The organism is Vibrio sp. Isolate22, assembly GCF_022398115.1.
Taxonomy (GTDB): Bacteria; Pseudomonadota; Gammaproteobacteria; order Enterobacterales; family Vibrionaceae; genus Vibrio.
In genome coordinates this window covers 14,441-34,774 of record NZ_JAKEUW010000001.1, presented here as the reverse complement: position 1 = coordinate 34,774, position 20,334 = coordinate 14,441, and the positions used below count along the sequence as shown (strand labels likewise).

General features: G+C 44.0%; 18 protein-coding genes. 11 read left to right on the top strand and 7 right to left on the bottom strand.

The annotated features are described in order from the left end of the window. The first annotated feature begins 184 nt into the window (after positions 1 to 184). The 10 genes from L1D55_RS00180 (at position 185) to L1D55_RS00135 (ending at position 10,730) form a co-directional block, all read left to right on the top strand. Positions 185 to 1,621, top strand: coding sequence for an APC family permease (locus tag L1D55_RS00180; RefSeq protein WP_239915882.1), 1,437 nt, complete (start codon positions 185 to 187; stop codon positions 1,619 to 1,621). 16 nt (positions 1,622 to 1,637) lie between these two features. Further along, positions 1,638 to 2,729 carry an agmatine deiminase gene (gene aguA, locus L1D55_RS00175; RefSeq protein WP_239915881.1) on the top strand — a complete coding sequence of 364 codons (1,092 nt, stop codon included), beginning with the start codon at positions 1,638 to 1,640 and terminating at the stop codon, positions 2,727 to 2,729. 131 nt (positions 2,730 to 2,860) lie between these two features. Beyond that, the gene (gene argF / locus L1D55_RS00170; protein ID WP_239915877.1) at positions 2,861 to 3,907 is read left to right on the top strand and encodes an ornithine carbamoyltransferase; all 1,047 of its coding nucleotides are present in this window, start codon (positions 2,861 to 2,863) and stop codon (positions 3,905 to 3,907) included. Between the two features lie 174 nt (positions 3,908 to 4,081). Next, a complete protein-coding gene (locus L1D55_RS00165) occupies positions 4,082 to 5,347 on the top strand; it encodes a RidA family protein (protein ID WP_239915870.1) in 1,266 nt (421 codons plus the stop codon). Between the two features lie 176 nt (positions 5,348 to 5,523). Further along, positions 5,524 to 6,513: an HAD family hydrolase gene (locus L1D55_RS00160; protein WP_239915865.1), complete on the top strand. Its 990-nt coding sequence runs from the start codon at positions 5,524 to 5,526 to the stop codon at positions 6,511 to 6,513. Between the two features lie 161 nt (positions 6,514 to 6,674). Further along, positions 6,675 to 7,370, top strand: a complete 696-nt coding sequence (locus L1D55_RS00155; protein ID WP_239915864.1) for an aspartate/glutamate racemase family protein — start codon at positions 6,675 to 6,677, stop codon at positions 7,368 to 7,370. Between the two features lie 330 nt (positions 7,371 to 7,700). Further along, positions 7,701 to 8,066 carry a hypothetical protein gene (locus L1D55_RS00150; protein ID WP_239915863.1) on the top strand — a complete coding sequence of 122 codons (366 nt, stop codon included), beginning with the start codon at positions 7,701 to 7,703 and terminating at the stop codon, positions 8,064 to 8,066. A gap of 198 nt (positions 8,067 to 8,264) precedes the next feature. After that, positions 8,265 to 9,137: a radical SAM protein gene (locus L1D55_RS00145; protein WP_239915862.1), complete on the top strand. Its 873-nt coding sequence runs from the start codon at positions 8,265 to 8,267 to the stop codon at positions 9,135 to 9,137. Positions 9,138 to 9,427: 290 nt separating this feature from the next. Then, positions 9,428 to 9,664 (top strand): YdcH family protein, encoded by a 237-nt coding sequence (locus L1D55_RS00140; RefSeq protein ID WP_239915861.1) that lies wholly within the window; start codon positions 9,428 to 9,430, stop codon positions 9,662 to 9,664. Positions 9,665 to 9,833: 169 nt separating this feature from the next. Further along, positions 9,834 to 10,730, top strand: coding sequence for a LysR family transcriptional regulator (locus tag L1D55_RS00135; RefSeq protein WP_239915859.1), 897 nt, complete (start codon positions 9,834 to 9,836; stop codon positions 10,728 to 10,730). A gap of 91 nt (positions 10,731 to 10,821) precedes the next feature. Here the strand turns inward: L1D55_RS00135 and L1D55_RS00130 are convergent, their stop codons facing one another. From L1D55_RS00130 to L1D55_RS00105, 6 genes are all read right to left on the bottom strand, one after another. After that, positions 10,822 to 11,631, bottom strand: coding sequence for an SDR family NAD(P)-dependent oxidoreductase (locus L1D55_RS00130; RefSeq protein WP_239915858.1), 810 nt, complete (start codon positions 11,629 to 11,631; stop codon positions 10,822 to 10,824). 282 nt (positions 11,632 to 11,913) lie between these two features. Further along, on the bottom strand, positions 11,914 to 13,473 hold the full coding sequence (gene glpD, locus L1D55_RS00125; RefSeq protein WP_239915850.1) for a glycerol-3-phosphate dehydrogenase: 1,560 nt from the start codon (positions 13,471 to 13,473) through the stop codon (positions 11,914 to 11,916). A gap of 287 nt (positions 13,474 to 13,760) precedes the next feature. Further along, positions 13,761 to 14,555: a DeoR/GlpR family transcriptional regulator gene (locus L1D55_RS00120; protein WP_008215952.1), complete on the bottom strand. Its 795-nt coding sequence runs from the start codon at positions 14,553 to 14,555 to the stop codon at positions 13,761 to 13,763. Between the two features lie 259 nt (positions 14,556 to 14,814). Beyond that, positions 14,815 to 16,335, bottom strand: coding sequence for a glycerol kinase GlpK (gene glpK, locus L1D55_RS00115; protein WP_063524098.1), 1,521 nt, complete (start codon positions 16,333 to 16,335; stop codon positions 14,815 to 14,817). Between the two features lie 58 nt (positions 16,336 to 16,393). Beyond that, positions 16,394 to 17,248: an MIP/aquaporin family protein gene (locus L1D55_RS00110; RefSeq protein ID WP_239915847.1), complete on the bottom strand. Its 855-nt coding sequence runs from the start codon at positions 17,246 to 17,248 to the stop codon at positions 16,394 to 16,396. A 450-nt stretch (positions 17,249 to 17,698) separates the two neighbouring features. Continuing rightward, positions 17,699 to 18,130, bottom strand: a complete 432-nt coding sequence (locus tag L1D55_RS00105; RefSeq protein ID WP_061032075.1) for a PACE efflux transporter — start codon at positions 18,128 to 18,130, stop codon at positions 17,699 to 17,701. A 111-nt stretch (positions 18,131 to 18,241) separates the two neighbouring features. Here L1D55_RS00105 and L1D55_RS00100 point away from each other — a divergent pair, with 111 nt between their 5' ends. Then, positions 18,242 to 19,129, top strand: a complete 888-nt coding sequence (locus L1D55_RS00100; RefSeq protein WP_239915844.1) for a LysR family transcriptional regulator — start codon at positions 18,242 to 18,244, stop codon at positions 19,127 to 19,129. Between the two features lie 87 nt (positions 19,130 to 19,216). Here L1D55_RS00100 and arsB read toward each other — a convergent pair whose 3' ends face one another. Further along, positions 19,217 to 20,272, bottom strand: coding sequence for an ACR3 family arsenite efflux transporter (gene arsB, locus L1D55_RS00095; protein WP_239915843.1), 1,056 nt, complete (start codon positions 20,270 to 20,272; stop codon positions 19,217 to 19,219). Between the last annotated feature and the right edge of the window lie 62 nt (positions 20,273 to 20,334).

Sequence of the window (20,334 nt, the reverse complement as noted above, 5' to 3'; positions counted from 1 at the left end):
TCGAATGGTTATTGACCAAAATCAACTATTCCGACTTTTAGCGTTATAAATCTAATATTTGTTGGGTTTATTTTGTTTTTTCCCCGAACTCGTTTATGTAAAACCGATATTCAATTTTCATCCCAGTTCACTTCATCACTTTGCCGTTTAATTAATCCCGAATTAGAGATTAAGGAGCTAAGAGATGAGTAACGAAACGCAAGGAAAAATGGGGGTTACGGGAATTGCACTCTTTACACTGTGTGCAGTTTTGGTGGTCGACACATTAACCGCGTCAGCCAGTATTGGTGTCAGTGCCATTGGTTGGTGGGTGTTAATGCTGGTCTTCTTTGTAATCCCATATGGCCTAATTACTTCCGAATTGAGTACCACCTACCCCGGTGAAGGTGGGATATACGACTGGGTAAAACAAGCCTTCAACTTTAAATGGGCAGTGAGAACAACGTGGTTTTACTGGATTAACGTTGGTCTATGGATGCCAGCGGTATACATCATGTTTGCAGGGATGTTTGCCGAACTCTTCATGCCGGGACTGTCTTTATGGGGCCAAATCGCCATCTGTATATTGCTTACATGGCTGACGGTTTGGATCTGTAATGTATCAGCCGATATCGGTGTTTGGGTTACGAATGTGGGTGCTGTACTAAAAATCATAGTTATCAGCACATTAGGTATCGGCGGCTTCATTTATGCAATGAAAAACGGTGTTGCTAACGAATTTACGTTACCCGCAATGATGCCTTCATTAGATTCAGCCGTGTCTTTCTTGCCTGCGATTGTATTCAACCTGATGGGCTTTGAGCTAGTCGCGACCATGACCAAGGAAATGAAAGATGTTCGCGATATGCCTAAGGCCGTCTTCCTTTCTATCGGTATCACTGCCTTCTTATACATCTTCGGTACGGTAGGAATCTTGATGGCGCTTCCTGTCGAGAGTATTGGTTTAGTAGCAGGCCTTATCGATACCTTCAAAACACTCTTTGGTAATGGTGTGTTTGGTACAGCAATGGTCTACATCTTTGGTACATTCGCCCTACTAACGCTTATTGGCAATATGGTGAGCTGGACTATGGGGGCTAGCCGAGCTGCCGCTGAAGCCGCTCAAGAAGGTGAGCTTCCAGCACCTGTCGCGAAGGTATCAGATAAAGGTTCTCCAGTTGGTGCCAACAACATCACGGGCACAGTATCAACAGTTGTTATCTTGTCTTACGCACTGTTTGCACAAGGGAATGATGATCTGTTCTGGTCGATATTTGCTTTCTCTAGCTGCATTTTCTTACTTCCTTATCTGTTCATGTTCCCGGCATACCTAAAGCTTCGTGTGGTTGATGGCCAACGTGAGCGTCCTTTCAAAGTACCGGGTGGTATGTTGGCTCAGTGGGTAATGTCGATTGTTTGTTTCTTCGTCATCCTACAAGCCGTGATTTTATTTATCTTCCCTGAGGCTCTTGATCTAACTGTCGCTGATTGGGGATACACAGGACCTGTTTTGATTGGCGTACTTGCCACCGTTCTCGCTGGTGAATGGATTTTACTAGGCGCTCTAAAGCGTAAGAAGCAGCAAGGATCGGATGGTAACGACACAGCCGACACGCAAGACCAAAAAGAAGTTCGAGCATAATTTAGGGGAAATAACGATGAAAAAACTAATTGAGACTACTCCAAAACACGATGGTTTCAGAATGCCAGGGGAGCACGAGCCACATAGCGAAATTTGGATGGCCTGGCCAGAACGTACTGATAACTGGCGTAATGGTGCAAAACCAGCCCAAGCCGTGTTTGCAGACGTCGCCACTAAGATAAGCCAAACAACACCTGTAACTATGTTAGCGAGTTCAGAGCAGTATGAGAACGCGGTGTCTCGTTTGCCCGAAGATGTTCGAGTATTGGAAATCTCGACCGATGACTCTTGGATGCGTGACATTGGGGCAACTTATGTTGTTGATGACAGTGGTGAACGCCGAGGTGTGGATTGGGAGTTCAATGCTTGGGGTGGTTTTGTCGATGGTTTGTATTCTCCTTGGAATCGTGACAACCAAGTCGCTCAAAAGATGTGTGAAACCATCCGTGACTCTCGATACCGCGCTCCAATTGTACTAGAAGGCGGCTCAATTCATGTCGATGGCGAAGGCACGCTTTACACAACAGAAGAGTGCTTATTACACGAAAGCCGCAACCCAGATATGAGCAAAGAAGAGCTGACGGAAGTGCTTTGCGAACATCTCAATGTCGAGAAGGTCATTTGGCTGCCTCGTGGTTTATACAACGATGAAACGAATGGTCATGTGGACAACATTCTCCACGTTGTGAAGCCGGGTGAAGTGGTTTTAACGTGGTGTGATGACAAGAACGATCCTCAATATGAGATCAGCAACGAAGCCTATGACTACCTTACCAGTCAGACAGATGCCAAAGGCCGTCAGATAAAGGTACACAAACTGCCAATGCCAGGACCTCTATTCATGACCGAGGAAGAAGCGGCAGGTATTGATATTGCCGACGGAATGGAGCGCGAAGCCGGTGAGCGTTTAGCTGCATCGTATGCCAATTATCTGATTACCAATAACCAAATTGTATTGCCCTTGTTGGATAAACGCTACGACAACGATGTTATCGGGATCTTAGAAGATATTTATCCAGGCTACGAAGTGAATGGCGTTCCGGCTCGAGAAATTTTGTTAGGCGGCGGCAATATCCACTGCATTACTCAACAAGTGCCAAGAGTCTAGTTGCAACAGTAAAACCAATTTAATCCAAACGTAGCGGCTCTTGAGAGTGATGGTAGGTATTCGAAATCAAACTGTCATCAAAGTGAACTGAAAAGAACCGCACACAAAATTATGAAAAATAGGAACTTATTATGAAATTACCTTCTTCTAGCGCAACTGAACTAAACAAAGCAAACCTAGAGCACATGGTTTCCATGAAAGATTTCTCTGTAGAAGAGATGGACAACATGATGGAGCTGATGACTTACCTGAAACAGGCGCGCAAAGACAACGCAATTCCCCCATTATTCAAAGGCAAATCGGTAGGAATGATCTTCGAAGCGGGTTCTACTCGTACACGTGTTTCTTTCGAGGTGGCGGCAACACTACTAGGTGGTCATGCACTGTTCCTATCACCAAAAGACATTCACTTAGGTGGTAAAGAGTCGATTGATGATACTTCTCGTGTGCTATCTCGTATGTGCGACATCATCATGGCTCGTACTAATAGCCCTGAAACACTAGACGGCCTACTTGAAATGTCGACAGTGCCAGTAATCAACGGCCTTGATACTCGTTTCCACCCAACTCAAATGCTAGCGGATCTCTACACGATCAGAGAGCACATCACAGATGGACGTAAATTGTCCGATTTAACATTGGCATTCATGGGTGATGCGACAGATGTGTGTCGTTCGCTGATGTTGACGTGTGCCAAGTACGGTATGGGCTTCAAGCAAATTGGTCCTAAGAAATATCACATGGAGCAAGAGTGGATCGAGATGGCGCTGAACTTCTGTGAAGAGTCTGGTGGCACGATTGAAATTACTGATGACGTAGAGCGCATCAGTGATTGTGATGTGGTGTACGGAGACAGCTTCTATTGGGTAACGCAAATGGATGAGAAGGAAGAGCGTCTTGCGGCATTCATGCCTAACTATGTGATTACCGAAGAGCTAATGGCTAAGGCGCGTCTGGGCGCAATGTTGCTGCATTGCCTACCTGCTAATGATAAAGAAGAAGTGACTCGCGGCGCACTAGAAAGTGAATACTCAGTGGCGTTCGATGAAGCTGAAAACCGACTAACAGCTCAGATGGCGATTTTGGTGTACTTTACACATAAAGATGCAGTGATCCCAACACCAGAAACCGTTAAGCGTCATGAGGAAAAAATCAGCAGCTTCCTAAGTTCTCTGTAGAGATTTATATATGGGAGCGTAAAGCTTCCACTGTGTAGTTCGAACTAAGCTGAACCAGTATTTATCACGATTTATTGGTTCGGCTATTTTTGTACCTTTTGTTTTTAAATGTCGGTAAACATGCAGCTAATTGGCTCTATCTGACATCAATACTCGAATAGGAGATGTATCGACATGAGTGCCGATATTATTAAAGTTTCAAGAAATACTGAAGATGCACCATTGAGCCCTTTCTCAACACAATCTGTGGCATTCTCACACTACAATAACCTGTCTGCTCAATTACCGATTGATCCTAAAACAGGTAGCTTAGTCTCTGGATCATTAGTGGATCAAACAAAGCAGTGCCTATTGAACATTCAAGCGATAGTGGAGAGCATTGGACATTGTATGCATGATGTTGTGAGAGTGAACTTATACTTGAAAAACATTGCCGATCTCGACACTGTGAATGAAGTTTATGCATCGTTTTTCCAGTCTTACACACCAACGTGTACGACACTTGCTGTTGCTGATTTACCGCTCGAAGGTGCTCATTTGCAAATGGATGCTGTGCTCTCTAATGGTGAAGGCACTTACCCACAAGATGCTTGTGAGCTGGTAAAAATCGCGCGAAACACCCAACACGCACCAGTCAGTTCTTTATCGACTCAGACGGTCGCTTTTTCTCACTATAATCATATTTCAGCTCAGCTGCCGATTGATCCTAAATCGGGCAATATCGTTGTTGGCGGAGCAAAAGAGCACGCCATTCAATGTCTCAAAAACATCAAGTCGATACTGGAAAGCATTGAAGTCCCACTCGATGACATCGTAAAGGTTAACATCCATGTGAGAAGCTTTGATGACCTCGCTGTCATCAATGAAGTGTACACTACCTTCTTCCCTGACTCGGCGATTGCAAGATCTGTGGGCTATATGCCAGCACGTTCAGTAACTGTGGTTGAAGGCTTAGCTATGGGAGCGTTAGTACAAATGGATGCAACCGTTTCACATGGCGATGGCACTCCGCCACAAGCGGTTGAAGATCGTCATGGAATTGTGATTAAGGCAAACAACACCAAAGATGCGCCAATCAGTGAGATTTCAACACAAACCGTGGCTTTTTCTCACTACAACAATATTTCCGCCCAGTTGCCACTTGATCCTAGAATTGGAGCGATTGCGACGCATGGTGCCAAAGAGCAGGCGATGCAGTGCCTCAATAATATTAAAGAAGTAATTGAGAGCGTTGGACATGTCATGGATGACATCGTGAAGCTAAATATCCAATTGAGATATATGGCTGATTTAGATGTGCTCAATGACGCTTGCACGCATTATTTTGATGGTCCGTTGCCTGCGCGCACAGTGATCGGTGTCTCTGATATTCCTATGGGCGCTTTGGTGCAAATTGACGCCATCGCTTCCAATGGTGAGGGAACTCCGCCTAGCATTTAAGCTTTTAATTTAGCGTTTAAACAATGAGGGTTGGCCGTGAGGTTAGCCCTCGTTTTACGTCTGTACCAATAGCAACATAAACAGCAGTTATAGTGTTCATAAGTGGAAAATCAGAGTAGAGCAACTAGGATGAATGACATTAAGTCCGTTAATTAATTCAACAACATGGTAGTGCTATGAAGAAAATAACCCTTTTATCTTTCGCGATATTATCTAGCCTCTCATTCTCATTCTCATCTCTTGCTAAAGACTGTGATCCTAATCTGCTGCCTTCATGGAAGGATAGTGAGAGTAAATCCGCTATCGTGGATTTTGTTGGTCAAGCTACAAAAGCGGAGTCTGATACATTCGTTGCGGTCCAAGATCGTATAGCCGTGTTTGATAACGACGGTACGCTTTGGTCTGAAAAGCCATACTATTTCCAATTAGCTTTTGCATTAGATCGAATTAAAGAGATGGCGCCTGAACACCCTGAATGGAAAACGGAAGCACCGTTTAAGTTCGTGCTTGAAGATGACATCAAGAGTGTTCTAGGAAGCGGCGAAGAAGGTTTATTGAAAATTATCATGGCGACGCACTCTGGTATGACAGTCGAACAATACCAAAAAGATGTTGAGCAATGGTTAGCTGCAGCGAAAGATGAACGCTTCAACAAAGCCTATACCGATCTGACTTATCAACCAATGAAAGAGATGCTGACCTACCTTCAAGAGCATGACTTCAAAACTTATATCGTGTCGGGTGGCGGCGTTGATTTCATGAGAGTATGGGCTACTGATGCTTACAATATCTCGCCAGAGCAGATCATCGGTAGCGCACTTAAATACAACTACAGCTATAACGACGGCAATCCGACCGTTACTAAAGACTCGTCTATTTTGACTATTGATGATAAAGCCGGAAAAGTTACTAATATTCAGCATATTATCGGTAAGAAGCCGATTCTAGCAGTAGGTAACTCAGACGGTGACCAAGCGATGATGCAATGGGCAACGAGCCAGCCAAATTCAATGGCGATGATTGTTCATCACACCGATGCCGAACGAGAGTGGAAGTACGATCGTGAATCCCATGTTGGTAAGCTTGATAAAGCACTCGACGAAGCGAACTCTAGAGATGGTTGGACGCTGATCGACATGAAATCCGATTGGTGCGAGGTGTATTAACCCACACAAACATTCATATAAAACAGCAAAGGCTCGAATGGTTCATTCGAGCCTTTTTGCTAAATAGCGAAGGCTTCGTCTCATTTTCAGCAAGATCGTACTATAAATTTTTAGCGCATGGAGCTTTAATCGGAATAGGTGGAAATTAAAGGATTGGAAAAATGAAAACGATCGGTTTGCTTGGTGGCATGAGTTGGGAATCGACCATGAGCTATTACAAATCCATTAACGAAGGTGTTAAAGCGACGCTTGGCGGTCTTAACTCTGCAAAGATCTGTATGTATAGCGTGAACTTCGATGAGATTGAAAAGTTACAACACCTAGGCCGCTGGGCTGAGACAGCTGATATTTTAGCTGAAGCGGCATTATCGGTTGAGAAAGGTGGCGCAGACTTCATCTTAATTTGTACCAATACCATGCATAAAGTCGTGCCTGAAATCGAACAAAAGATCACGGTTCCGATTCTGCATATCGCTGATACAACGGCGCAGAAGCTACTTGAGCAGGGCGTGAAAAAAGTCGGATTGCTCGGCACAGCTTTCACGATGGAACAAGATTTCTACAAAGGGCGTTTAACTGATAAATTTGGTATTGATGTGGTGGTCCCGGATGAGGACGAACGAAAGCAAGTACACGACATCATTTACCAAGAGCTATGCAGAGGCGAAATAAAAGAAGAGTCTCGCGCTATCTATAATCAGATCATTGAGAAGCTAAGCCTGCAAGGAGCAGAAGCTGTCATTCTCGGCTGTACTGAAATCGCCTTGCTGATTCAGCAACAACATACTGATGTTCCTTTGTTTGACACTACCGCGATTCATGCAGAAGCGGCGGTGCGCTTGGCGACGAGTGACTAGCATTTAGTTCGCTTTCTGAGCATCAAGTGTGTTTTCTGGCACGTTACACCATCAATTGACAGATGCTTCCAATGATTGGTCTTTAGGTAATGTGCAATTAAAATCTCAGATTTTCAAAAGCTTGCGGTTTTTTCAGAGAGTGCGTTGCGAGTCATTTTCTTCTTTTAGAAAGCCCCAAATTAAGTGAATAAGCACTCTGTATCACACTTTTTATAAATTAGTAGATGTATAGATACACATTCATTTATCTCGTGAATAGAATCTCATTTTAGCGTTATTTTCGCTATGTAATTGAAATGAGAATAAAAATGAAATTGAAATCTATTTTTTTTGGCTTGTCTGTCAGCAACGGCTCTTTCTGGCTGTTTGAGTGTCCCAATTGAAGAGCTACAACCAACAGCAGATCAAGAAACAATTGATACAGCTATTGAACACCTAAGCGATATAAAAGGAATGACGATTACAGAGAATGGCGTGATTTATTATGTCATTTCACTGCCTGGTGACTCTCGATGGTCAACAGCGCACATTTCGGAGTTGAGCTATCGTTATTCTTGCGAAGATCTTCGTTGGTTTGTTGATAGAGGTATGATCGTGAGAATTCGATTCCAAGGTAATAGTGGCACGACTCAAGATTATGACCTTGAGCGTTGTGAAACCGAAGTTCCAACAAAATTATATGAATCTAAGCAGTAGGTTATTAATCATCTCACATTGAGATTAAAGTTCCTCTTCTATCAATAAGTACATTAATACCCTCTCTATCTGGAGAGGGTATTTTATTTAAAATCTAAAAACTGATTCGACTATATTGTGGATTATCAACGAATGCTGACGTTGATACGCTTTGGTGTATCCAAGCACGTTCTGTGCTTGTAGACCGGAGATACCAATATGAAATATGAGGGAAAAGTATATCGTCCATGGATAGAGGCGAAGAGTATTCTTATTCAAACCACACTAGGTTGCAGCATCAACACGTGCACGTTTTGTAATATGTTCAGCGATAAGCGATTTAAGGTTCGCGACATTGAAGACGTGTTTAGAGATATTGAAGAGGCTCGCTTGATCTACCCTTACGTTGAATCGATTTTCCTTATTGATGGCAATGTGATGGCGGCTCGTACGGATTATCTACTTAAGGTCTTGGATAAGCTTCGTCACACCTTTCCTGAAAGTAGGAAAATATCACTCTATAGCGGTTTGAATGATTTCCGTCGGAAGAGCTTGAGTGAGCTTAAAGAGCTGAAAAGTGCAGGGCTAAGCATGGCGTATGCGGGGCTTGAGTCTGGTGATCCTGTAGTGCTTGATAATATCAAAAAGCGTATGACACCAGAGCAAGCGATTGAGGGCATGGCACTGGCAAAAGATGCAGGTATAGAAACTCTACTGTCGTTTATTTTTGGACTCGGCGGTCGTGAGCGTTCCCGCGAGCACATTGTCGAGACAACAAGGCTGTTGAATATCATGAAACCTGAGCAGATAGCGCCAATGGCGTTAGCAATACAACCAGGAACGGTTCTGGAGAAGCAAGTTAATGATGGTACGTTCATCATGCCGACTCAACTTCAGATCTTAGAAGAGGAAAAATACTTACTCGAGAACCTCAATATCGATACTTTCTATTGGGGTGACCATGGCAACAACATCGTGACTCAGAAAGGTTTCCTACTTGATTCTAGAGAGCAGTTCTTAGCCAAGGTGAATCATGCGATTACGTCTAATCCAATGGCGAAGGATAGCGTGATTCAAACTTTTGCCTGGTAGGTCACTGATAGCTGACAGGTCTCACTCAAAACTGATATCTGTCAGCAGGGTTTAAATCCAACAAGATAAAAGTCGTGCTTACGAGAATTCATGATTCTCGTGAGCCTATATCGTTACTGAGATAATTCAATTTAACACCCTCGATTTTGTCGGGGGATGTTGTAAATTTGTGAATCTAAATTGTCTATATTCTATGCTGTGTACTGGATCCCATTTGTTATTTGAGTCCCTTGCTAAGGTTAATAATGAACGTGTAATACCAATCACTTTAATCAACTGAAGAGGTTTCTATGCTAGGTGAAAGTCACTCTCTTGTTCACGAATTTCCTGAAATGAAAGACAAAATTGCTGAGCTTGCTAAAACTGATGATGGCTTTGCAACAGACATGAAGACATACGACAACCTTGATAAAGAGATTCGTAAACTTGAGCTGAAAGATTCACCCATTGATGATGGCTCAATGCACCAACTGAAGCATGACCGTTCTGTGCTGAAAGATGCGCTATATGCTCGCTTGAACAGCTAATGAACAACAGCTTTTAGATATCGACAATAAAAACTCCTTCGGGAGCTTTTTCTTTTTTGGCTCCGAGAATCTGAATGTCATTAAGGGGCGGCACATATTGTATTGTTAGTGGGATGACGCATAATGTGGGTTATAGCGATATGATTTTTAAGATTCTGTTGGTAATCACATGAACATTGAACACCTCAAATTGTTTGTTCGTTTAGCGTCCACACATAACATCAGCATGGCCGGCCAAGAGTTGGGTTTATCTCCCGCTGTGGCGAGTTCGCACATCAGTAAATTGGAAGACAATTTAGGTGTTCGCTTGGTGCATCGCACCACTCGTAAAGTGTCACTCACTGAAGAGGGAGAAGCATTTCTACCTCATGCCGAAGAGGTCTTGTCGAGTGTCGATGCCGCAAAATCGGCGGTTGGAGTCGGTAGTGATTTACCAACCGGAACGCTGCGTGTTACCGCTTCTGCTTCATTTGGACGCCTGCACCTAATACCGGCATTACTAGGGTTCCTTGAACGATACCCAGGGTTAAAAGTCGATTTCAGATTGTCAGATTCCGTGGTAGATCTTGTGGAAGGCGGTTTCGATATCGCGATTAGAATCTCTGAATTAAAGGATTCGACTCTGATTGCTCGCAAGCTTGCCACAGATAAACGAGTCGTATGTGCATCGCCAGATTATCTCATCAAATATGGTAAGCCTGCCACGCCTCAAGACCTTAATGACCATCAATGTATTAGCTTGATTGGTCTAGAAAACTGGACCTTTCATACTGAAAACGGAGCGAAAACGATTAAGGCGACAGGATCTTTTAGAGCGGATAACGGAGAGGCACTGCGTGATGCTGCAGTTGGTGGGCTTGGTATTACAGTGATATCGAATTGGTGTGCGTATGAGCAACTAAAAAGTGGTCAGCTGATTCAAGTGTTGGAAGATTACCCACTCACTTCAGAACCTGCGATCTGGGCGGTGTACCCAAGTACTAGGCTGCTTGCTCCTAAAGTAAGAGCGTTTATTGATTACTTTTCTGACTACTACGGTAACCCGCCGTATTGGGAACAAGACTAAGATTGAACGATAAAGCCCTGCATCATTATGTCAAATCATAAAAGTGCAGGGCTTTTTCTTAGAACCATCAAATCAACGATATATCGCTGACTTAAGAAAGTGTTGTAGCGATAATCTCTTCTATTTTGGTGACAACTTGTTGTGCTTTGTCACCGTATAGCGCATCTGGGTGTGGGTTAGCAAAAGTATTGTTGTCATTATCAAAATATTGACCGCTAGCTTGTGCGAATTCGTCAGAGAGTGACGCACGAACGAGAATGTCAGAACCAATGCTCAGGTCGCCCCCCGCAATACCGTAGGCGTCTTTCACCATCTTACTGCCCAATAAAGAAGCTGGGTTAACAGCAACAACCATTGGCCCAGTAGAGCCTAGTTCTTTTGCCATCTCACCTGTCCACATGGCGATCGCCAGTTTACTTTGCGCGTAAGCATCGCCATCAGAAAGTAGCTTTTTCCCTTCTAGTGCTTCGATGTTCACTGCCGCTTGCGCAGCTGAAGAAAGGTTAACCACTCGGCTCGACGAATTTAACACTGGCAACAGGCGTTTGGTCAGGTGATACGGCGATACTGTGTTTACTGCAAAACGAACATCTAAACCGTCTTTGGTGATTGGGTTGGGAGTATTGAACACACCCGCGTTGTTGATCAATACATCAACCTTCTCATGCTCGGCAATCACTTCGTCAGCTAGCGCATCAACATCTGCCAGAATGGACAGATCGGCCACGTAGCTTTGGATCTTCGCTTCCGTAGAGAGAGCGATAAGTTGCTGCTCAACGTCTTTAAGCTTGCTTGGGTTACGTCCATGCAATAAAACGTGGTGACCTTGCTGAACGAGTACTTTTGCTGTTTCGAAGCCGATACCGTCGGTAGAGCCTGTGATCAGAATGACTTTTTGCATGGAATAGATTCCTTATTAAAGCGCTGACATCGTGAGCGTTTTGAATGAATTGTTTTGTTGAGATAAAGAATAGCAACCTTTCGTAAAGTTGATAATTAACCCATTTGATAAAACACTATTTAGTTTTTGTTGAAAATAGAGAGGGTAATAGGGCGATCTGGGTCGAGTGACGACTACTGAAGGGCAAGTAATTGAAAGACAAATAATAAAAAAGCTTAGCGTGGGGGACGCTAAGCTTGGTTATTAATCAGGTTTTTGAACTGTGCTTGTTGGCTGGTGGAATTAGCCTACTTGAGAAAAGCTTACCACTTTACGTTGTAGCTTCTCTTTTAAGTAATCAGACAATGCTTGTTGCTCAGATTCGCTCATGTACAAGCCAAGCTTGGTTCTGCGCCATAAGATGTCTTCGTCTGTCATTGCCATCTCTTGGTTGATCAAGTAATCAATTTCAGCTTGGTAAACACCGTGTGCTTCGCTTGAGAACTGGATACCAAGGTCCGCCTCACACGTAGCGCCTTCAAGTAGGTCCCATGTGTAAGTACCAAATTGGGTCACGTAACGAAGTAACAGTGCTTCTGATGCCCAAGGGTATTTAGTGTGCATCATTGCGGCAAGCTGTTCGCGGCTGCAGCTGAAGTTACCACCCGGTAGCGTGTCGTTAGCTGTCCAAGGTACGCCCATGTGTTTTAGGTAAGGTTCTAGCTTGTTCAGTGCCGCTTCACCGAGTTTACGATAAGTCGTTAACTTGCCGCCAAAGATAGATAGCAGTGGTGCTTGATCCATTTCTGCATCCAACTCCAGTGTGTAGTCACGAGTGATCGCTTGTGGCGAGTCAGATTCATCATCACAAAGCGGTCTTACGCCACTGTATGTCCACACTACATCGTTACGCTCTAGCTGCTTAACAAAATGCTGGTTAACGATATCGATCAAGTAATCAACTTCTACATCGTCGATAGCCACTTCGCGAGGGTCGCCTTTGTATTCAAGGTCGGTTGTGCCGATGATCGAGAACTTATCTAGGTAAGGGATCATAAACACGATGCGGTTATCTTTGTTTTGTAGAATGTACGCTTGTGGTTCGTCATGAACGCGCGGCACCACAATGTGTGAACCTTTGATTAGGCGAATATTACGCGGTGAGGTTTGTTCTAAACCATCATCAAAGAACTGTTTCACCCAAGGGCCAGCAGCGTTGACCAACGCTTTTGCTTTGCGCTCGAAACGTTGGTTTGTCATCACATCAAGAATTGTTACGTGCCAAATGTCGTCTTCGCGGTGTGCTTTTTCAACTCGGCAGTAGTTGCGTACTTCTGTGTTGTTTTCTTTCGCCGCCAACACGTTCAGCAATACCATACGCGCATCATCTACCCAGCAGTCTGAGTATTCAAAACCTGTTTTCATTTCTGGTTTCAGCAAACCTGATTGAGCCAAGTTCACCGTTTTACTTCCAGGAAGCGTCGTACGTTTACCTAAGTTATCGTAAAGGAATAGGCCACAGCGGATCATCCAAGCTGGGCGTAAAAATGGTCGGTGCGGTAAACGGAAACGCATTGGTTGTGCAACATGAGGTGCTTTTCTCAGCAACACTTCACGCTCTGCGAGTGCTTCCGAAACTAAACGAAACTCATAATGTTCAAGGTAACGTAAGCCACCGTGGATTAGCTTTGAACTTGCAGAAGACGTCGCAGAGGCGAAATCATTTGCTTCGTATAAACCAACGTTTAGACCACGACCAGCAGCATCTGCCGCGATACCCGCACCATTGATGCCGCCGCCAATAACGATTAAGTCTAGAGTTGAAGATGTACTATTGTTTGAATTAGTTTGTTGAGCACTCATGGTTTTGACCTCTTTCTGAGCGAACGAGCATTTTAGAACATAATTTAATCCTATATTAACTTTCGTTTGCGGTCATTTATTATTTTCGTTTATGCGCGTTTTATGTGATTTGCGCATAAAAAAACCTTCGCTTATGACAGCGAAGGTTCAAAATAACTCCTATTCGAGCATAGAAGTGATACTGTTCATGTTCAAGTACGACTTTCTAAGTAACAAAAAAGCCCATTATCGATAAAGTGATCTATCAATAATGAGCTCTTTTAATGAACATGATTTCTGAGCTTTTTTTATTCGTCCGACGCTAGTGGTTGAGCAGCGGTCTCGATAACTTCTAACGGAATGTCTGAATCTTTAAGGATGTTCAGAATCTCTTCTGGTGGTTGTTTATTGGTGAATACCATGTGTGCTTGAGAGATGTTACCGAGCTTAACCATTGCGTTGCGACCAAACTTACTGTGGTCGACTGCCAAGAAGATGCTGCGGCTGTTTTCGATGATGGCTTGCTTCACTCGAACTTCATGATAGTCAAAATCAAGCAGTGAGCCGTCAAAGTCGATACCGCTTATCCCAAGAATGCCGAAATCGAGGCGGAACTGCTTCACGAAATCGAGTGTTGCTTCACCCACGATGCCACCATCACGGTTTCTCACTTCGCCACCTGCCAAGATAACCTTTATCTCTGGGTTTGGTAGCAGGATACTGGCAACGTTGATGTTGTTAGTCACGACTCTGAGTTGTTTGTGGTTTTTGTTCAGCGCGCGCGCCACTGATTCTGGCGTAGTGCCGATATCAACGAACAAGGTTGCGCCATCTGGAATGTGTTTTACCAGCTCGTCGGCAATCACATCTTTTTCATTGAAGTTAAGCGCTTTACGAGTGTTGTAAGAGGTGTTTTCTGAGCTAAGAGGAATGGTTGCACCACCGTGATAACGACGGATTTTGTTGCTATCAGCCAGCTCATTGAGATCTCGTCTGATGGTTTGTGGGCTAACATCGAACTTCTCTACGAGCTCTTCGGTGCTCACATATCCTTGTGTTTTTACCAGGTCTACAATCTGCTGGTGTCTTGGTATCTGCTTCACTTAACTTACCACTCCCTGCGCGCTGCAATACTTTAGCGCACCTAATTCTAAATATTACCTCGCGCTATTGTGCTCGAATTGATACTCAGAGAGAAGTAATGATAGTAAGGAATTATGTCTAAACCGCAAAAACGTTGATCAAAACATGAAAAAAAGGCCTCAAACGCAAAAAAGAGCACAAATAGTGCTCTTTTTAGTTTCGTTTACTGAGGAACTAACAATTCAATCGATAAGAGAGTGATTATTCGAACGCTCGATTTTACTCTTCGTCGTCATCGTGCAGTTCAGACCAAACTTGTGCACACTTGATAGCACGCTTCCAACCTTTGTAACGGCGGTTACGTTTCTCTTCATCGTGGTGTGGCAAGAAAGTACGGTCTAGTACTGCTTTGTCTTGAAGCTCATCGATGCTGTCCCAGAAACCAACCGCTAGACCAGCCAGGTACGCTGCACCTAGAGCCGTTACTTCCGTTACTTCAGGGCGGTGAACTTCTGTATCTAGCACGTCTGATTGGAATTGCATTAGGAAGTTGTTCGCTACTGCACCGCCATCAACACGTAGGTTTGCTAGCTTGATGCCAGAGTCCGCTTGCATCGCATCCAGTACGTCACGAGTTTGGTAAGCAATGCCTTCCAGTGTTGCACGGATGATGTGGTTAGAGTTAACGCCACGAGTTAGGCCTACAATCGTACCGCGAGCGTAAGCATCCCAGTATGGTGCGCCTAGACCAGTAAATGCAGGAACAACGTAAACACCGTTTGACGTATCTACTTTAGTTGCGAAGTACTCAGAATCTTCTGCGCCAGCCAGTAGTTTCATTTCATCACGTAGCCATTGGATAGATGCGCCACCCATGAATACAGCACCTTCAAGTGCGTAAGCTGGTTCGCCTTTTGGACCACACGCTAATGTCGTTAATAGACCGTTCTTCGATGTTACTTTCTCTTGGCCTGTGTTCATCAGTAGGAAACAGCCCGTGCCGTACGTGTTTTTCGCTTGGCCAGCCTCAACACACATTTGACCGTAAAGCGCTGCTTGTTGGTCACCCGCAATACCAGCGATTGGAATACGAGTACCGCCTTTACCACCAAGGTTCGTTTGGCCGTAAACTTCAGAAGAGCGTTTCACTTCAGGCATCATTGATGCTGGAATACCCATCTCGTCTAGTAGCTTGCTGTCCCAGCATAGGTCGTTGATGTTAAACAACATAGTACGTGATGCGTTAGTGTAATCCGTAACGTGTACACGGCCTTGAGTCATCTTCCAAACCAACCAAGTATCAACCGTACCGAACAGTAGCTTACCTGCTTCAGCGTCTTCACGAGCGCCTTCAACGTTGTCTAGAATCCATTTTACTTTTGTACCTGAGAAATACGGGTCAAGGACTAAACCTGTATTGTCACGCACGTAGTCTTCTAGGCCACGTTCTTTTAGTTCTTCACAAATTTCTGCAGTACGACGACATTGCCATACGATAGCGTTGTATACCGGTTTGCCTGTCTCTTTGTTCCAAACGATGGTGGTTTCACGTTGGTTAGTGATACCGATACCCGCTAGCTCGTCGCTGCGAATACCTGCTTTAGCTAGAGCTTCAACCAATGTAGAGCTTTGAGTCGCCCAGATTTCCATTGGATCATGCTCAACCCAGCCTGCCTTTGGATAAATTTGAGTAAATTCTCGTTGAGAAGAGCTTACGATGTTTGCATCGTGATCGAGGATTACAGCGCGAGAGCTTGTAGTGCCTTGGTCTAGGGCAACAATGTATTTTTGCTCGGTCATGGTAAGAATCCTTTTTGTTCCGTTATTTATATTTTAGTAAATGTAAGGTTGCTTGGGGTTAAGCTTGAGCTTGTTCAGCTTCTTCTTCTGTTTCACATTGGTTTGGAATTGTGCAGCCTTGGCCTTCCACTGGTAGGTGAGCACCGATAACACGTGGGTACAACCAGCCACCAAAACACGCACCAGCGATTGGAGCAAGAATTGGAACGATGAAGTAAGGAATATCACGAGCACCGGTTAATGCAAAATCCCAACCTGCAAAGTAAGCGAAAAGTTTTGGTCCGAAGTCACGTGCTGGGTTCATAGCAAAGCCAGTTAGTGGACCTAATGAGCCACCAATTACCGCGATAAGAATACCGATCAGTAGAGGGTTCATTGCGCCGCGTGATGCGCCGTTGTTCTCGTCACCCAGTGCCAGAATGGCAAACATCAATACTGCAGTAATCACGAATTCCACAGCAAAAGCGCCGAAGAAAGAGAGTGAAGCATGTGGGTAAGTCGAGAAAATACCAGCAGTTGATAGTGCGTCTTGGCTGCTACGAACAAAGTTATGAGCAATTTCGTAATCTGTAAACAAGTTGCTGTATAGGCTGTAAACCAAAGCTGCAGAGCAGAAGGCACCAAGTAATTGAGAGATGATGTAAGGCACTACCTTCGCCTTATCAAATCCATGGAACATGGCTAATGCAATGGTTACTGCAGGGTTTATGTGTGCGCCAGAAACGCCAGCTGTACAGTAAATCGCGATAGATACGCCGAAGCCCCAGATGATACTAACTTCCCATTGTCCGAATGTTGCACCTGTTAATACCAGTGCAGCCACACAGCCAACGCCAAAGAAGATGAGCAGGCCAGTACCGATAAATTCGGCGAGGCATTGCCCAAATAAAGAAGGTTGTTTGTTTGTTGTCATGTTCGAGTCCTTGTTATTTTTGCTTATCTAGCACGCGTATTGTGCATAAATTTGCGAACGCGAAAATAAACGAACATTAAAAATGAGCGTTTGAGCATAAAATTGTTAATTAAACTGGCTTGAAATGTTAAACCGAACACTTTTGCTCGAAAAAGAAGCTTGTATGGACGCTATTGCGCGAATGTATGTCCCGTGAGGTCGCTAAAAGTACCTGTATGTAAGCAGATGCACAACTGGTACGAGGAGTTGATGGCTGGATTTGTGATGCTGATTCGCGAGTGGTGGTTTATTAAACTTGGATCTTGTGGACCTACCCGGGTTCTCAAATGTTGGAAAAGCGTTAACAAACAAGGATGTACTTAAGTTGTGACGAAAAATGCCAGATCCATACTGAATCTGGCAATTCGTTTTGTTTATCGCTCAGTGATGATATTTGAGCGAATCGGTGCATTAATTGAGAGCGTTAACTTTGCCTTGTGTAACAAAGTAGTCTCTTACTGAATCGTACGCCCAGTTAAATCCGATAGCGTAGAGTACAAAGAAAATGACTAGGCCGATGTCCATAATCAATACGGTTAGAAAATCGAGCTTTAACACCCACATCAAAACTGGCAGCGTTACTGTCATTAAACCAAGTTCAAACCCCAATCCGTGTAAAACTCGTGTTTTCTTCGTTCGTTTTGTTCTGTCTGCCCCGAAGATTTTGTCGTAGCCGTAGTTGTAGACGTAGTTCCAAGCCATTGCTATCAGCGACATCGCAAGCGCTAACCCCGCCATTTCCCCGGCTCCATTACCAGTAATGTAGGTTGCTAGCCCTGCCATCATGATTAGTGCGAACACTTCAAATAGCACCATATGTAGAATTCGTTCTTTGTGTGACATGTACTTTCTCTTTTTGTTGAATCTATATTTGCTGTTTGAAAGGTATATTATCTTTAATTATGATTATAGAAAGATAGTAACTATCACTAATGGTGATAATAGGTTGGTGGCATGTATAACATTGAACAGCTTAAAATGTTCGTTTACGCAGTGGAGCTGGGTTCTTTCTCAGCAAGTGCTCGTCATTTGGGTAAGGTGCAATCGGCGGTAAGCCAAGGCATCAGCAATCTTGAAATAGATTTCAATGTAGAGTTATTTGATCGTTCGACTCGCAAACCTTCGCTAACGAAAGAAGGGGAGCAACTGTTTAAACAAGTGAAAGCAATCGTACTTCAGGTTGAAGACCTCAATGCTTCCGTTAGTGCGATAGGAACGGGTGAAGAAGGGCTTATTAAAATCGCATTAGATGATTCCTTGTTGGTCCCCAATCTATCCAGAACCCTGAGTGAATTCAGCCAACATTTCCCTGCTACTGAGGTTGAGTTGATCGCTTGTACCACAACAGAAGTGAATCCTTTCGTAGTTGAAGAGAAGGCAGACCTTGGCTTGATGTTCACCAACTTGGCTTTTGATGTCGGTTCTGAACCTTGCTTTATTGGGCATTTACCGTTTGTTGCTGTGTGCCACCCAAGCCACAAGCTAGCCAAAACGGTTGTCGCGAAATTGTCGGATTTACTGCCACATCGTCAGCTCATGCTGAGGGGAGATAAAGGCAAGATGATGGATCAGTTTCCACTTATAGCGGGCAAGGTATGGTGGTCAAACAGTTTTATCGTTATCAAAGAAATGATCCTTGGTAGTGATGTCGGTTGGGCGTATTTACCTAAACACCTTGTTGAAGAAGAGCTGAGTAAACAGCGTTTGATAGAGGTGAATGTTTCATTTGACCACAAAACGTGGTCGCCTCCGGTTGATCTGGTTTTATCGAAAACACGCTCGAAAGGGCCAGCACTGCTATGGCTTGAACAAGCATTGAAAGGCCTATTAGACGAAACATAAGCTGGATGAGAATTGGATGAACTGGAATAAAGAAAAGGCTCACAAAGTAATTTGTGAGCCTTTCTGTTTAAAGCGATATGTAATTTTTTAGTTGGCAGATTTCACTGTTAGACCGTTGTAGTACTTGTCTTTCATCTTAAGTGCAACGTTCACTAGGTAAATCAGCACAGGTACTTCAATCAGTGGCCCAATAACGCCTGCAAATGCTTGATCTGAGTTGATACCGAATACAGAGATTGCAACTGCAATCGCTAACTCAAAGTTGTTACCTGTTGCTGTAAATGCAATCGATGCGTTCTTGTCGTACTCAATGCCCATTTTCTTGCCGATGAAGAAGCTGATGAAGAACATCGCAGTGAAGTAGATTGTCAGTGGAACCGCAATTAATAGAACGTCCATTGGCAGCTCAACAATCATTTCACCTTTCAGGCTGAACATCAAAACGATAGTTGCTAGCAATGCAATTAGCGTCATTGGAGAAATGCGCGGAATGAACACGTCGGTGTACCATTGCTCACCTTTCATCGACACAAGGATCTTACGGCTTAGGAAGCCTGCTAAGAATGGGATACCTAAGTAGATAAGTACGCTGTGTGCAATATCGATCATTGAGATATCAACCAGCATGCCTTCGTAACCGAATACTGGAGGAAGAACGCTGATGAACAACCACGCCATAAAGCTGTAGCTAACCACTTGGAAAGCACTGTTTAGAGCAACCAACGCGGCACCGTATTCTTTGTTACCGCCACCGATGTCGTTCCAAACTAGAACCATTGCCACACAACGAGCAAGACCAATCAGAATTACGCCGACCATGTAACCAGGGTGATCACCCAAGAAAGTCAGTGCCAATACGAACATTAGAATTGGGCCAACCAACCAGTTCATGATCAAAGAGAGCTTGATGGCTTTCTTATCTTTTACCACGGTGCCTAGCAGGTTGTAGTTAACCTTAGCCAGAGGTGGGTACATCATTAAGATAAGGCCTATCGCAAGTGGAATGTTGGTGGTGCCAACAGACATTGAATCGTTCCACTGTTCGATCTGTGGGAATAGGGTACCCAGCAGTACACCAAGGCCCATGGCGATGAAGATCCATAGTGTTAAGTAGCGATCTAGAAAACCTAATTTTGGTTTCATGGTAATCTCTCTTTGTTTGTATCGTAAATCGTCGAAAAACGATTTATTATGGCAAAAAAACA

Excerpts from the sequence above, each read along its gene's own strand:
- L1D55_RS00105 (WP_061032075.1), bottom strand. The coding sequence starts at position 18,130 with ATGTCACACAAAGAACGAATTCTACATATGGTGCTATTTGAAGTGTTC.
- L1D55_RS00145 (WP_239915862.1), top strand. The coding sequence starts at position 8,265 with ATGAAATATGAGGGAAAAGTATATCGTCCATGGATAGAGGCGAAGAGT.
- L1D55_RS00135 (WP_239915859.1), top strand. The coding sequence starts at position 9,834 with ATGAACATTGAACACCTCAAATTGTTTGTTCGTTTAGCGTCCACACAT.
- L1D55_RS00130 (WP_239915858.1), bottom strand. The coding sequence starts at position 11,631 with ATGCAAAAAGTCATTCTGATCACAGGCTCTACCGACGGTATCGGCTTC.
- L1D55_RS00110 (WP_239915847.1), bottom strand. The coding sequence starts at position 17,248 with ATGACAACAAACAAACAACCTTCTTTATTTGGGCAATGCCTCGCCGAA.
- L1D55_RS00180 (WP_239915882.1), top strand. The coding sequence starts at position 185 with ATGAGTAACGAAACGCAAGGAAAAATGGGGGTTACGGGAATTGCACTC.
- arsB (WP_239915843.1), bottom strand. The coding sequence starts at position 20,272 with ATGAAACCAAAATTAGGTTTTCTAGATCGCTACTTAACACTATGGATC.
- L1D55_RS00155 (WP_239915864.1), top strand. The coding sequence starts at position 6,675 with ATGAAAACGATCGGTTTGCTTGGTGGCATGAGTTGGGAATCGACCATG.
- L1D55_RS00165 (WP_239915870.1), top strand. The coding sequence starts at position 4,082 with ATGAGTGCCGATATTATTAAAGTTTCAAGAAATACTGAAGATGCACCA.
- L1D55_RS00140 (WP_239915861.1), top strand. The coding sequence starts at position 9,428 with ATGCTAGGTGAAAGTCACTCTCTTGTTCACGAATTTCCTGAAATGAAA.
- argF (WP_239915877.1), top strand. The coding sequence starts at position 2,861 with ATGAAATTACCTTCTTCTAGCGCAACTGAACTAAACAAAGCAAACCTA.
- glpD (WP_239915850.1), bottom strand. The coding sequence starts at position 13,473 with ATGAGTGCTCAACAAACTAATTCAAACAATAGTACATCTTCAACTCTA.
- L1D55_RS00160 (WP_239915865.1), top strand. The coding sequence starts at position 5,524 with ATGAAGAAAATAACCCTTTTATCTTTCGCGATATTATCTAGCCTCTCA.
- aguA (WP_239915881.1), top strand. The coding sequence starts at position 1,638 with ATGAAAAAACTAATTGAGACTACTCCAAAACACGATGGTTTCAGAATG.
- glpK (WP_063524098.1), bottom strand. The coding sequence starts at position 16,335 with ATGACCGAGCAAAAATACATTGTTGCCCTAGACCAAGGCACTACAAGC.
- L1D55_RS00100 (WP_239915844.1), top strand. The coding sequence starts at position 18,242 with ATGTATAACATTGAACAGCTTAAAATGTTCGTTTACGCAGTGGAGCTG.